The sequence below is a fragment of the Hydrogenophaga sp. L76 genome (assembly GCF_057654755.1).
Genome location: NZ_CM172807.1, coordinates 643,087 through 655,326 on the forward strand (window position 1 = coordinate 643,087; position 12,240 = coordinate 655,326).

General features: G+C 69.9%; 13 protein-coding genes, 1 other RNA gene and 1 riboswitch. Of the genes, 11 read left to right on the forward strand and 3 right to left on the reverse strand.

Annotated elements, in window-relative coordinates; genetic code table 11:
- Positions 1 to 38 precede the first annotated feature (38 nt).
- The 3 genes from ssrS to AC23D4_RS03010 form a co-directional block, all read right to left on the reverse strand.
- Positions 39 to 217: non-coding RNA, 6S RNA (gene ssrS, locus AC23D4_RS03000), on the reverse strand.
- A 73-nt stretch (positions 218 to 290) separates the two neighbouring features.
- A complete protein-coding gene (locus AC23D4_RS03005) occupies positions 291 to 674 on the reverse strand; it encodes a cell division protein ZapA (protein WP_472887204.1) in 384 nt (127 codons plus the stop codon).
- Entirely contained in the window at positions 671 to 910 is a 240-nt protein-coding gene (locus AC23D4_RS03010) for a DUF904 domain-containing protein (RefSeq protein ID WP_472887203.1), read from the reverse strand. The genes AC23D4_RS03005 and AC23D4_RS03010 overlap by 4 nt, the downstream gene beginning before the upstream one ends.
- Positions 911 to 960: 50 nt before the next feature.
- Positions 961 to 1,206: riboswitch (cobalamin riboswitch) on the forward strand.
- Between the two features lie 81 nt (positions 1,207 to 1,287).
- Here AC23D4_RS03010 and AC23D4_RS03015 point away from each other — a divergent pair.
- Genes AC23D4_RS03015 through AC23D4_RS03065 form a run of 11 tightly spaced genes read left to right on the forward strand, consistent with a single transcriptional unit; the run spans position 1,288 to position 12,240 of the window.
- On the forward strand, positions 1,288 to 3,132 hold the full coding sequence (locus tag AC23D4_RS03015) for a TonB-dependent receptor domain-containing protein (protein WP_472887202.1): 1,845 nt from the start codon (positions 1,288 to 1,290) through the stop codon (positions 3,130 to 3,132).
- A gap of 8 nt (positions 3,133 to 3,140) precedes the next feature.
- Complete coding sequence (locus AC23D4_RS03020; RefSeq protein ID WP_472887201.1) at positions 3,141 to 4,490, forward strand: cobyrinic acid a,c-diamide synthase CobB; 1,350 nt, start codon at positions 3,141 to 3,143, stop codon at positions 4,488 to 4,490.
- Positions 4,487 to 5,308, forward strand: coding sequence for an ABC transporter substrate-binding protein (locus AC23D4_RS03025; protein ID WP_472887200.1), 822 nt, complete (start codon positions 4,487 to 4,489; stop codon positions 5,306 to 5,308). The genes AC23D4_RS03020 and AC23D4_RS03025 overlap by 4 nt, the downstream gene beginning before the upstream one ends.
- Entirely contained in the window at positions 5,301 to 5,876 is a 576-nt protein-coding gene (locus AC23D4_RS03030) for a bifunctional adenosylcobinamide kinase/adenosylcobinamide-phosphate guanylyltransferase (RefSeq protein ID WP_472887199.1), read from the forward strand. Before AC23D4_RS03025 ends, AC23D4_RS03030 begins: the two co-directional genes overlap by 8 nt.
- A complete protein-coding gene (locus AC23D4_RS03035; protein WP_472887198.1) occupies positions 5,873 to 6,778 on the forward strand; it encodes an ABC transporter substrate-binding protein in 906 nt (301 codons plus the stop codon). Before AC23D4_RS03030 ends, AC23D4_RS03035 begins: the two co-directional genes overlap by 4 nt.
- Positions 6,775 to 7,854 (forward strand): FecCD family ABC transporter permease, encoded by a 1,080-nt coding sequence (locus tag AC23D4_RS03040; protein WP_472887197.1) that lies wholly within the window; start codon positions 6,775 to 6,777, stop codon positions 7,852 to 7,854. The genes AC23D4_RS03035 and AC23D4_RS03040 overlap by 4 nt, the downstream gene beginning before the upstream one ends.
- Positions 7,851 to 8,666 (forward strand): ABC transporter ATP-binding protein, encoded by an 816-nt coding sequence (locus AC23D4_RS03045; RefSeq protein WP_472887196.1) that lies wholly within the window; start codon positions 7,851 to 7,853, stop codon positions 8,664 to 8,666. Before AC23D4_RS03040 ends, AC23D4_RS03045 begins: the two co-directional genes overlap by 4 nt.
- Positions 8,663 to 9,475 (forward strand): precorrin-4 C(11)-methyltransferase, encoded by an 813-nt coding sequence (gene cobM / locus AC23D4_RS03050; RefSeq protein ID WP_472887195.1) that lies wholly within the window; start codon positions 8,663 to 8,665, stop codon positions 9,473 to 9,475. The genes AC23D4_RS03045 and cobM overlap by 4 nt, the downstream gene beginning before the upstream one ends.
- On the forward strand, positions 9,472 to 10,464 hold the full coding sequence (locus AC23D4_RS03055) for a sirohydrochlorin chelatase (RefSeq protein WP_472887194.1): 993 nt from the start codon (positions 9,472 to 9,474) through the stop codon (positions 10,462 to 10,464). Before cobM ends, AC23D4_RS03055 begins: the two co-directional genes overlap by 4 nt.
- A complete protein-coding gene (locus AC23D4_RS03060) occupies positions 10,412 to 11,134 on the forward strand; it encodes a precorrin-8X methylmutase (protein WP_472887193.1) in 723 nt (240 codons plus the stop codon). The genes AC23D4_RS03055 and AC23D4_RS03060 overlap by 53 nt, the downstream gene beginning before the upstream one ends.
- Positions 11,131 to 12,240, forward strand: coding sequence for a cobalt-precorrin-5B (C(1))-methyltransferase (locus AC23D4_RS03065; protein WP_472887192.1), 1,110 nt, complete (start codon positions 11,131 to 11,133; stop codon positions 12,238 to 12,240). The genes AC23D4_RS03060 and AC23D4_RS03065 overlap by 4 nt, the downstream gene beginning before the upstream one ends.

Below are 12,240 nucleotides of genomic sequence, written 5' to 3' on the forward strand. Positions count from 1 at the left end.
GGGGAAGACGCGAAGCGGCGCAGGGGGGTGTTTCGAATAAGGTGTCTGCAATGCCGCCGGACCGTCATCCTGAACCGGGGTTCAGGTGGGCCAGGGCAGCGTGACTTCGGGTTCATCTGACGCGAGATGCTCACACCCGTCAGGCAATGTACCTAGTCCGTGCTCAATGAGCATTGGTTCAAGGAAATATAAAGCCCGGCGCGCACTGCAGACGGTTTGAATTGTAGGCCCGCTGCGCTGTGTTTTCAGGACCGCCGGTCCATAAAAACTTGCGCGCCGCCGAATGGTCGTCAGAGCAGCTGGCCGTCGCTGCCCAGGGTCTGGTCGAGGCGGCGAATGAGCTCGTCCATGCGCGCCTGCGCGGCCGGATCGTTGTTCGCGCTGCCCAGGGCCTGGGTGGGCTCGGTCAGCGCGCCGGACTCGGTGTGGCCGAACACGGGCTGTTCAAAATGTTGTGACTCTTTTTGCGACAGCTCGAAGGCGAGATTCAGCGAGGCCAGCACGGCGATGCGGTCGCGGGCCTTCATCTTGCCGGCATCGCGGATGCGGCACATGGCGGTGTCGACCCGCTCCACGGCGTCGAGCAGGGCCGACTCGCCACCCACAGGGCAGGCCAGCAGGTAGCTCTGACCCATGATCTGGACTTCAATCTGTTTGCTGGCCGGCTTGTTCATTCGCGATCCTTGTTCTGGGTCGTCAGGACTTCGGTGGCCGATGCGGGCAGCCGGTCGAGCAGGGCGTCGATGCGGGCGCGCGCGGCGTTCAGGCGCGACTTGAGCGAGTCCCGTTCGGCCTGCAGGGCCTGCACCTGCTCGTGCAGCAGGGCGTTGGTGCGCTGCAGCTCCTCGTGTCGCAGCAGCAGCCGCTCTACGCGTTCGGTGATCTGGTCAAGGTGATTGGGATCGGCCATGGTTACGACATGTTGCTGCCACATTGTAGGGTTGCGGCAAGGGCCGCGCGATTACAATGCGCGCTGTTGGTGCTCGCGGTGTGGTTCACATGCCGCAGTTCAACGGGAAGCAGGAGGGAAAGTCCACACGGACCGACCTAACCTGCGCTGCCCCCGCAACGGTAAGCAGACGAGATGCCTGAGGTCTTCAGGCCACTCCGCTTTCATCTCACAACCACTGGACGGCTCGCGCTGTCTGGGAAGGTGATGAAGGTCGTTCTGCCAGCCCGGATACCGGCCAACGAGGTGGTGGTGCGTCCAGTCGTTGGCGCGCTGCCGTGACGCTCAGGCACCGTCGGGGAAGACGGTGAGAGCACATCATCGTTCGTTCTGCTTTCATGAAAAACCGCAACCTGCGCGCGCCCCTGGCCGTGCTGCCCCTGGCCATCCTGGCCCTGTCTTCCCACGCCCAGACTTCCGGAACCTCCACCGCCACGGAACTGCCTGAAACCATGGTCACCGCCACGCGGTCTGCCGTTCCTGTGGCCGATGTGGTGGCCGACGTTTCCATCGTTGACCGCGAACAGATCGAGCGCAGCGGCGCCAATGGTCTGGCCGATGTGCTGTCGCGGGTGCCCGGCATCACCGTGACCCGCAATGGCGGCCCCGCTTCGACCACCAGCGTGTACCTGCGCGGCGCCGAGACGCGTTTCACAGCTGTGTTTGTGGACGGGGTCCGCGTGGATTCGCAGTCCACCGGCGGCGCCAGCTGGAACGCGATCCCCTTGGCGCAGGTCGAGCGCATCGAGGTGCTGCGCGGCCCGGCGGCAGCGATCTACGGATCGGACGCCCTGGCCGGCGTGGTCCAGATCTTCACCCGCCAGGGTGAGGCGGGTTTCTTTCCCTCGGTGCACGTGGGGGTGGGCACGCACGAAACGCGCGACATGAGCGTGTCGCTGCGGGGCGGGCAGGACGCGGTGAGCTATGCGCTGGGCCTCTCGGGTGAGCGCAGCGACGGTTTCAACGCCAAGCTCTCAGGCAACCCGGACCGCGACGGCTACCGCAGCCAGTCGGTTTCTGGCCGGCTGGGCTGGAAGCTCGCACCCGGCCACGAGCTGGAAGCGACGCTGCTCGACAGCGAGCAGAAGGCGGGCTACGACGGCTTTCTTCCCGGTCAGGACGACCAGAGTCAGCAAGACCTGCGCACCGTGGGACTCAGCTGGTCGGCGGCCTGGAGCGATACCTGGAAAACCCGGGTGGGGGTGACTCGCGGTACCGACCGCTACGAAACCACGCCGTCGCCTTACCTCACCAACACGCGCATCGACACCTACCTCTTGCGCAACGAGTGGCGCATGGGCACGGCCACGCTGAGCGCCGATCTGGAGCGCCGCGAAGACCGCCTCACGAACGGCAGCACCACCCCCGAACAGAACGACCGCGACCAGAACGCGCTCGCGCTGGGCTACACACTGCGTCACGGTGCACACACGCTGCAGCTCAACGCACGCCACGACGACGACAGCGAGTTCGGTGGCCAGTCCACCGGGGGCGCCGCCTACGCGTTTGCGTTCACGCCCGCCTGGCGCGCCACGCTGTCGGCCGGCACCGCGTTCCGTGTGCCCACGCTGTTCCAGCGCTTCAGCCTCTACGGCACGCCCGATCTGAAGGCCGAAACCGCCCGCAACTTCGAAACCGGCCTGCGCTACCAGTCGGGTCATGACCGGGCCGGGTTCACGCTGTACCGCAACGAGGTGAAGAACCTGATCGACTACGTCACCGGGCCCGGCAACTGTGCCAACGGCGTGGGCGAATTCGCGGGTTGTTACGGCAACACGGGCCGGGCGCGCTACACCGGCGTCACGCTCAGCGGCGGCACCCGGGTGGGCACGGTCAACCTCGGGGCTTCGCTCGATCTGATGCGTCCCAAAGACCAGGAGACCGGGCTGCGCCTCGCCCGGCGCGCCCAGACCCAGGCCACGCTGACCGCCGACACCCAGCTGGCCCGCTGGACACTGGGGGGCGAGGTGCAGCATGTCGGCTCGCGTTTCAACGACGCGGCCAACACGCAGCGCCTGCCGGCCTACAGCCTGCTGAACCTGACGGCCAGCACCGCACTCACGCCCGACTGGAAGCTGCTGGCCCGTGTCGACAACCTGAGCGACAAGGCCTACGAGTCGGTGCTGGGCTACGCCACCGCCGGCCGTACCTTGTATGTCGGCCTGAACTGGTCGCCACGTTGAATGCCGCCATGGACCACGCCGTTGCTGTCTGCCCCGCGCTGCTGATCGCGGCGCCGGCCTCGGGCCAGGGCAAGACCACGGTGACGGCAGCGCTCGCGCGCCTGCACACGCGGCAGGGCCGCCGGGTGCGGGTGTTCAAGTGTGGTCCGGACTTTCTGGACCCGCACTGGCACACGCTCGCCAGCGGCCACCCTGTGCACAACCTCGATCTCTGGCTCAACGGCGAGGCCGACATCCGCGCGCGCCTGTTTGACGCAGCCTCGTCGAGCGACCTGATCCTGATCGAAGGGGTCATGGGCCTGTTCGACGGCGAGCCCAGCGCGGCCGACCTCGCGCGGCGCCTGGGCATTCCCGTGCTCGCGGTGATCGACGCTTCGGCGATGGCGGGCACCTTCGGCGCGCTGGCGCACGGACTGCGCCACTACCAGGACGGCCTGCCCTGGGCGGGCGTGCTGGCCAACCGGGTCGCCAGTGAAGGACACGCGCAGATGTTGCAGCGTTCGTTGCCGCCGGTCGAGGGCGACGCGGTGGGCATCGACGCTGGCTGGCTCGGGGCCTTGAAGCGCGACGCGGTTTTCACGCTGCCCGAGCGGCACCTCGGCCTGACGGTCGCGTCCGAGCTGCCCGACGCTGTTGAGCGGCTCGATGCCGTGGCCGACGCGCTGGCGCAGACGCCGCTGGGGCAGCTTGGCGACGTGGGCTGGCAGCGCTGGGCGGTGCGGTTCGACGCGGTCTCGCCCGCGCGGCCGGCCCGCCGGCTGGAGGGGCGCACGGTGGCGGTGGCGCGCGACGCGGCCTTCTGTTTCATCTACCCGGCCAACCTGGACAGCCTGCGCGCGCTCGGCGCCGAGCTGGAGTTTTTCTCGCCGCTGGCCGATGAGCCGGTGCCGGCGTGCGACGCGGTGTGGCTGCCGGGCGGCTACCCGGAGTTGCACGCGACCACGCTGGTGGCAGGCACGCGCTGCCGTGCCTCGCTGGCCGCGCACATCGCGGCCGGCCGGCCCGTCTGGGCCGAGTGCGGCGGCATGATGCCGCTGTTTCACACCCTGACCACCGCCGGCGGCGACGAGCACCCGATGTGGGGCCTGTTGCCCGGCCGCGTGGCCATGCAGAAGCGCCTGGCCGCCCTCGGGCCGCAACGCTGGGACACGGCGCAGGGTGAGCTGCGCGGGCACACCTTTCACTACTCGATCACCGAGTCACCGCTGGCACCGCTGTCCCGGACCGAGGCGCAGCGCGCGGGCGGGCGCGGCGAGGCCATCTACGCACTGGGCCCGGTGCGCGCCAGTTATTTCCACGCCTGGTTTGCCTCCAACCCCGAGGCCGCGGCCTCGCTGTTCCTTGAGGAGCTTGTGTGAGCACACCGCAACTGGGACCGCAGCGCATCGTCTGCCTGACCGAGGAGACCACCGAGTGGCTCTATCTGCTGGGCCAGGAGCAGCGCATCGTCGGCATCAGCGGCTACACGGTGCGCCCGCGCCGGGCTCGCGACGAGAAGCCCAAGGTCAGCGCCTTCCTGAACGCCAAGATCGACAAGATCCTCGCGCTGCAGCCCGACTGCGTGTTTGGCTTCTCAGATTTGCAGGCCGACATCGCGGCGCAGCTGATCCGCGCCGGTGTGCAGGTGACGGTGTTCAACCAGCGCAGCGTGGAAGAGGTGTTTTCCATGCTGTTCCAGGTGGCGGCCATGGTCGGCTGCGCTGAAGACGGCCTGGCGCGCATCGCGGTCATGCGCGAGCGGCTGGACGCGATCCGCGCCGAGGTGGCCGCGCTGGTGGCGGCTGGCAAACGCCGACCGCGTGTTTTTTTTGAAGAGTGGGACGAGCCGCACATCAGTGGCATCCGCTGGGTGTCGGAGCTGCTGGGCATCGCGGGGGGGGACGACGTGTTTCCCGAGCTGGCGGTGCAGTCGCTGGGCAAGCACCGCATCATCGCGGACGGCGCGCAGATCGTCGCGCGCTCGCCCGACATCGTGATCGGCTCGTGGTGCGGCAAGAAGTTCCGTGCCGAAAAGGTGGCGGCGCGCGCCGGCTGGCTGGACGTGCCCGCCGTGCGCGACGGCCAGCTGTTCGAGATCAAGTCGGCCGACATCCTGCAGCCCGGCCCGGCGGCGCTGACCGACGGGGTGGAGCAGATGCACCGCATCGTGACCGATTGGATGAAGCAGCATGGCTGACATCTGCCGCAGCGAATTCATCCTCGGCGGCCAGCGCAGCGGCAAGTCGCGCCGCGCCGAGTTGCAGGCGCGCGAATGGCTCGCGGCCGACACCACGCACCGCGCCGTGCTGATCGCCACCGGGCAGGCCTGGGACGGCGAGATGCGCGAGCGCATCGCTCGCCACCAGCGGGACCGCGCCGAGCGGGTGCCGGGCATGGCCACGGTGGAGGCGCCGGTGGCGCTGGCCCAGACCCTGCGCCAGCACAGCGACGCCCGCACCCTGATCGTGGTGGACTGTCTCACCCTCTGGCTCACCAACCTGCTGATGCCCGCGCTGCCCGGCGATGCCCTCGACGAACCCGCCGTGATCGCCGCGGGCCACGCGCTGTGCGAGGCCATCGACGCCGCGCCCGGTCCGGTGGTGCTGGTGGGCAACGAGATCGGTCTGGGCGTGATCCCCCTGGGGCACGAGGTGCGCCAGTTTGTGGACGCGCTGGGTCGCCTCAACCAAAGTGTGGCCGCCGTGTGCGGGCGCGTCACCCTGATGGCCGCAGGCCTGCCGCTGACCTTGAAAGACCCGACATGAATCCGGTGCGTTACATCCTGGGCGCTGTGGCGCTGCTGACGCTGGCGCTGCTGGCCCTGCCAGCCCGAGCCGCCCTGCAGATCACCGACGACCACGGTGTGGTGGTGACCTTCGAACGTTCGCCGCAGCGCATCGTGAGCCTGCTGCCGTCGCTGGCCGAGACGGTGTGTGAACTGGGCCAGTGCCAGCGCCTGGTGGGCGTGGACCGCTACACCAACTGGCCCGCGAGCGTGAAGGCGTTGCCCCAGGTCGGCGGCGGGCTGGACCCGAACATCGAGCAGATCGTGGCGCTGCGCCCCGACCTGGTGCTGATGGCCACCTCGTCCCGCGCGGGCGAGCGCCTGCGCGCGCTGGGCATCAAGGTGGTGGCGCTGGAGCCCAAGACCCACGCCGACGTGCAGCGCGTGCTGCTCAAGATCGGCCAGCTGCTGGAGGTGCCCGACGCACAGCGCATCTGGCGCGCGATCGACGCCGCCGTGATGGCCGCCGCGCAGTCGCTGCCGGCCAGCGTGCGCGGCACGCGGGTGTACTTCGAGGTCAACCCCGGTCCCTACGCCGCCGGCGAGAGTTCGTTCATCGGCGAGACGCTGACCCGGCTGGGCGCCAGGAACATCGTGCCCGCATCGCTCGGACCCTTCCCCAAGCTCAACCCCGAGTACATCGTGCGCGCCGACCCCGACCTGATCATGGTCGGCCAGCGCAGCGTGGACGGCATGAACCAGCGCCCGGGCTGGATGAGCATGCGCGCGATGCGCGGGCAGCACCTGTGCGTGTTCCCGGCCGAAGAATCCGACTCCCTGATCCGGCCCGGCCCGCGCATGGCCGAGGGCGCGCGCCTGATGGCGCGCTGCCTGGCCGGGAAGGCACCGGGTGCCGGGGTGGCGAAGGGGACCGGCCGGTGAATGCCCACCGTGCATCCTGGCTCGTGGTCGCCTTGCTCCTGGTGGCGCTGGCGCTGGCCGCGCTCGGCGTCTGCGTGGGCAGTGCGGGTTTCGAGAACCTGATCGGCCCGCTGCTCCACCCGCAGGCCGACCCGGCCGCCACCGCCATGGCGCAGCAGATCGTGTGGGAGATCCGCCTGCCGCGCACCCTGGGCGCCTGGGGCGCGGGCGCCTTGCTGGGTCTGGCCGGCGCGGTGGCGCAGGGGCTGTTCCGCAACCCGCTGGCCGATCCGTTCCTGCTCGGCAGCGCCTCGGGCGCTTCGCTGGGCGTGGCGCTGGCGCTGGCGGCGATGGGCGGCGGCGCCGGCATGCTGGGCGCCAGCACGGTGGACAGCGGCGCGGCGGTGAGCGTGTTCTCCAGCAGCGCGCTGGTGCGCCTGGGCCTGACCGGCGCAGCCTTCTGCGGTGCGGTGTTCGCGGTGTTGCTCACGCTGACGCTGTCGCGTGGTGTGCAGCACACGCTGCGCCTGCTGCTGGCCGGTGTGGTGGTGGGCGTGGTGCTGGGCGCCATGACGCACCTGGTGCTGCTGTTTTCGCCCGAGTCGCTGCAGGCCATGCAGGCCTTCATGCTCGGCTCGACCAGCTTCGTGGGCTGGACCGCCTGTGTGTTGATGGGGTCGGTGTGGGCGCTGTGTGCGCTGGCGGCCTGGCTGCTGGCGCGCGTGCTCGACGGCCTGAGCCTGGGCGACGCCACGGCGCGCAGCCTGGGCCTGCCGCTGGGCCCCATGCGCGCCGCCCTGGTGGCGGTGCTGGCGCTGGCCACCGGCACCGCCGTGGCGCAGACTGGGCTGATCGCTTTCGTCGGCCTGGCAGCGCCGCACCTGGTGCGCTCGCTGGTCAAGACCACCAGCGGCCGCCTGATGCTGCTGGCCAGCGCCATGGGCGGCGCCTTGCTGATGGCGGCCGACACGCTGGCGCGCTGGCTGATCGCGCCGCAGGAGCTGCCGGTGGGCGTGCTCACCGCGGTGCTGGGCGGCGGCTATCTGCTGTGGCTGATGCAGCGCAACACACGCGCCGCGCGCGGAGGAGGCCTGTGAGCACGGCCGCGAAACCGGTGCTGTCCGCCCTCGAAGCCCGCGACCTGAGCGCACGGCTGGGCGACACACAGATCCTGCACAACATCACCCTGGCGCTGCCACGCGCACGCTGGACGAGCATCGTCGGCCCCAACGGCGCGGGCAAGTCCACGCTGCTCAAGGCACTCGCCGGGCTGCTGCCGCACAGCGGCGGGGTCGCCTTGCTGGGCCGGCCGCTGGCCGACTGGCCGAACCGCCAGAGGGCACAGCAACTGTCCTGGCTGGGCCAGAACGAATCCAGCGGCGACGACCTCACCGTGTGGGACGTGGCCATGCTCGGGCGCCTGCCGCACCAGGCCTGGCTGAGTGCGCCCAGCGCCGCCGACCACGCCGCCGTGGAGCGCGCGCTCAGGGCCACGCAGGCCTGGGACTGGCGCGCCCGCTCGCTCGGCCAGCTCTCGGGCGGCGAGCGCCAGCGCGTGCTGCTGGCCCGGGCCCTGGCCGTGGAGGCCCAGGTGCTGCTGATGGACGAGCCGCTGGCCAACCTCGACCCGCCGCACCAGGCCGACTGGCTGGCGCTCGTGCAGGCGCTGGTGCAGGAGGGCAAGACAGTGGTGAGCGTGTTGCACGAGATCAGCATGGCGCTGCACGCCGACGAGCTGGTGGTGATGGCGGGCGGCCGTGTCGTGCACCAGGGCCGTTGTGCCCAGGCGGCGACGCGCCAGGCCCTGGTGGACGTGTTCGATGGGCGCCTGTCCATCCACGCGCTGGGGGATGTGTGGGTGGCCTTGCCGTGCCAGGCGCCCCAGGTTCAAACAAGGGGAGAAGCATGACGCACGGCACGGTGTGGTTCGTGGGCGCCGGCCCCGGCGACCCGGAGCTGATCACGGTCAAGGGCCGTGGCCTGATCGAGCGCGCGGGCGCCATCCTGTTTGCGGGCTCGCTGGTCAGCGAGGCCGCCATGCGCTGGGCGCCCGCGGGCTGCGTGATCGCCGACAGCAAGGACATGACGCTGGAGCAGATGTGTGCCTGGCTGATCGCGCAGGCCGCGCGCTGCGAGACCGTGGTGCGGTTGCAGACCGGTGACCCCGGGCTCTACGGCGCGCTGATCGAGCTGGTGCAGCCGCTGGACGCGGCGGGCATCGCCATCCAGGTGGTGCCGGGCGTGTCGTCGGCCATGGCCAGCGCGGCCGCGGCGGTGGAGAGCCTGACCCTGCCCGAGGTGACGCAGACCGTGATCTTCACCCGCGTCGAAGGCCGCACGCCCATGCCCGAGGGCGAGTCGCTGCGCGAACTGGCGGCGCACCACAGCACGCTGTGCATCTTCCTGAGCATCACCTTGCTGGGCAAGGTGTCGGCCGAGTTGCTGGCGGCGGGCTGGTCGCCCGACGCGCCGGTGGTGGTGGTGCACAAGGCCAGCTGGCCGGGCGAAGAGCGGATTGTGCGCGGCACGGTCGCCACCATCCAGGCCCTTTGCCGCGACGCCAGGATCGCCAGCCAGTCCATGGTGATCGCCAGCCCCACGCTGGGCGCGCGCCAATGGACCACCCTGGCGAAATCCAAGCTGTACGACGCCAGTTTCACCCACCGTTTTCGGCGCGCCAGCGTGCCCGCTTCCACCCTCACATCGGACGCTCCATGAACACCGAAACCATTCTGCTGGTGGGCCACGGCTCACGCGAAGCTTCTGGCAACGACGAGATCTTTGCCTTCGCTGAACAGTGGCGCCAGCGACAGCCGGGCTGGCGCATCGAGGTCTGCTTCATCGAGTTCTCCGAGATCACCATGAGCGAGGGCCTGAAGCGCGCCGCCACCGGCGCCAGCCGCGTGATGGTGGTGCCGCTGATCCTGAACGCGGCGGGCCACGCGAAGATGGACATCCCGCAGGCCATCGATGGCGCCCGCCTCAAATTCCCGCTGGTGCAGTTCCTGTACGCGCCACACCTGAGCGCCTGCGACCCGATCCTGGCCATCCTGCGCCGCCGCCTCAAGGGCGCGATGCAGGCGCTCGACATGCCCGACCCCAGCACCACTGGCGTGGTGGTGCTCGGGCGCGGTTCGTCGGACCGGCAGGCCAACGGCGACATGGCCAAGATGGCGCGCTGGCTGCTGGAGGAAACCGACCACGAGCTGGTGGATCTGGCCTTCACCGGCATCACCCACCCGCGCCTGGAAAAGGCCGTGCAGCGCCAGAGCCTGCTGGGCATGAAGCAGGTGGTGGTGCTGCCGTACTACCTGTTCAACGGCACGCTGGTGGAGCGCATCACCCGACAGGTCGAGCACCTGAAGGCCCAGTACCCGACGCTGCGTTTTGTCTCCACGAAGTACTTCGGTTTCGAGACCGAAATCTTCGAGTTGCTGGAGCAGCGGGTGAATGACATGCGGCGCAACGCGCCGGTCGCGCTGATGCCCTGCGACGGCTGCAAGTACCGCAGCTTTGCCGAAGAACACGGCATGGGCGGCCACCACCACGACGACGCGCTGCCGCACAGCCATGACCACGCGCACGACCATGCCCACCCGCATGCACACCCCCACGCGCCCGAACACGCGCATGCCCATGCGCACGACCACGCCCATGACCACCATGCCCATGATCACGAGCACCCCCATGACCATGCCCGCGCCTGACACGGCCAACGTCGTCACCGAGCAGCTCACCGCCGCGGGCCGTGCCATCGAGCACGACTCGTTTGCCGTGATCGACCGCGAGGTGCTCTCGCACCCGTACACGCCCGGGCAGTGGCCCATCGTGCGCCGCATGATCCACGCCAACGCCGATTTCGACTTCAACGGCCTGACCGACTTCCACCCCCAGGCGGTGGAGCGGGGGCTGGCCGCGGTCCTGTCGCGCGCGACCCGCGTGGTGGCCGATGTCGAGATGATCTGTGTCGGCCTCTCAGCGCCGCGCCTGGGCCACTTCGGCATGGGCACGCACCAGTTCATCTCCGACCCCGACGTGATCGAGCAGGCCAGGGCCGAGGGCACCACCCGCGCGGTGCAGGCCATGCGCAAGGCGCACCGCCTGGGCCTGATCGACGGCGCCATCGTCGGCATCGGCAACGCGCCCACGGCGCTGATCGAGGTCGTGCGCCTGATCCAGGAAGAGGGCGCGCGCCCCGCGCTGGTGGTGGGCATGCCGGTGGGTTTCGTGTCGGCGGCGGAATCGAAAGACCTGATGGCGCAGGAAGCCGGCGTGCCCTGGATCGTGATCCGGGGCCGAAAGGGCGGCTCCACCCTGGTGGTCGCCGCGATCCACGCGCTGCTGGGCCTGGCCGAGGCGAGGGAGCTGGCCGCATGATGAACAAAGACGCGCCCCGCGGCACCCGCACCGGTTTCACCACCGGTGCGTGTTCCGCCGCGGCGGCGCGTGCGGCCGCCATCGGCCTCGTCACGGGCGCGGTGCCCGGCGAGGTCGAGTGCCTGCTGCCCAACGGCGACCTGGTGCGCTTCGCCGTGCAGGACGGCCGGGTGGCCGGCAGCGGCGTCCAGCGCACCGCCCACGCCATGGTGATCAAGGACGCGGGCGACGACCCCGACTGCACCGACAAGGCCCACCTCACCGCCGACCTGCGCTTGCTGCCCGGGCAGCCGGGCCAGGTGGTGCTGGCGGGCGGTGGCGGGGTGGGCACCGTCACCATGCCCGGCCTCGGCCTGGCGGTGGGCGGCCCGGCCATCAACCCGGTGCCGCGCCGCAACATCGAGGCCAATGTGCGCCTGGTGGGGCAGGACCTGCTGGACGAAACCGGCCTGGAGGTGCGCATCTCGGTGCCGCAGGGCGAGGAGATGGCGAAGAAGACGCTGAACGCGCGCCTGGGCATCCTGGGCGGCATTTCCATCCTGGGCACCACCGGCATCGTCAAGCCGTACTCCACCGCCGCCTACCGCGCCAGTGTGGTGCAGGGCGTGCAGGTGGCGGGCACCCTGGGCCACGGCGTGGTGGTGCTGACCACCGGTGGGCGCACCGAAAAATTCGTGATGGAAGAAATGCCTGAGTTGCCCGAGCCGGCGTTCGTGCAGATGGGTGATTTCTTGCGCTACGCCATGGGCGCGGCGGTGAAGGCCGGGTTGAGGAAGGTGGTCATCGGCGGCATGGTCGGCAAGCTGACCAAGATCGCCCAGGGCGAAACCATCACCCACGCGGGCCGCGCCGAGGTGGACACCGGCCTGCTGGCCGATCTGGCCGCTGGCGTGGGCGCGCCGCCCGAAGTGTGCGAGGCCATTCGCGGCAACGAGACGGCGCGCTACGCCGGCGAGCGCATGGACGCGCTGGGCCTGGGCACGGCGTTCCACACCGCACTGGCGCAGAAGGTCATTGAGACCCTGCGCACGCGCTACCCCGATCAATTTGAATTGCAGGTGCTGGTCTGTGACTTCGATGGCAAAAAAATAGCGGAGGCTTCTTGA

Excerpts from the sequence above, each read along its gene's own strand:
- AC23D4_RS03005 (WP_472887204.1), bottom strand. The coding sequence starts at position 674 with ATGAACAAGCCGGCCAGCAAACAGATTGAAGTCCAGATCATGGGTCAG.
- AC23D4_RS03010 (WP_472887203.1), bottom strand. The coding sequence starts at position 910 with ATGGCCGATCCCAATCACCTTGACCAGATCACCGAACGCGTAGAGCGG.
- AC23D4_RS03015 (WP_472887202.1), top strand. The coding sequence starts at position 1,288 with ATGAAAAACCGCAACCTGCGCGCGCCCCTGGCCGTGCTGCCCCTGGCC.
- AC23D4_RS03020 (WP_472887201.1), top strand. The coding sequence starts at position 3,141 with ATGGACCACGCCGTTGCTGTCTGCCCCGCGCTGCTGATCGCGGCGCCG.
- AC23D4_RS03030 (WP_472887199.1), top strand. The coding sequence starts at position 5,301 with ATGGCTGACATCTGCCGCAGCGAATTCATCCTCGGCGGCCAGCGCAGC.
- AC23D4_RS03035 (WP_472887198.1), top strand. The coding sequence starts at position 5,873 with ATGAATCCGGTGCGTTACATCCTGGGCGCTGTGGCGCTGCTGACGCTG.
- cobM (WP_472887195.1), top strand. The coding sequence starts at position 8,663 with ATGACGCACGGCACGGTGTGGTTCGTGGGCGCCGGCCCCGGCGACCCG.
- AC23D4_RS03055 (WP_472887194.1), top strand. The coding sequence starts at position 9,472 with ATGAACACCGAAACCATTCTGCTGGTGGGCCACGGCTCACGCGAAGCT.
- AC23D4_RS03060 (WP_472887193.1), top strand. The coding sequence starts at position 10,412 with ATGACCACCATGCCCATGATCACGAGCACCCCCATGACCATGCCCGCG.
- AC23D4_RS03065 (WP_472887192.1), top strand. The coding sequence starts at position 11,131 with ATGATGAACAAAGACGCGCCCCGCGGCACCCGCACCGGTTTCACCACC.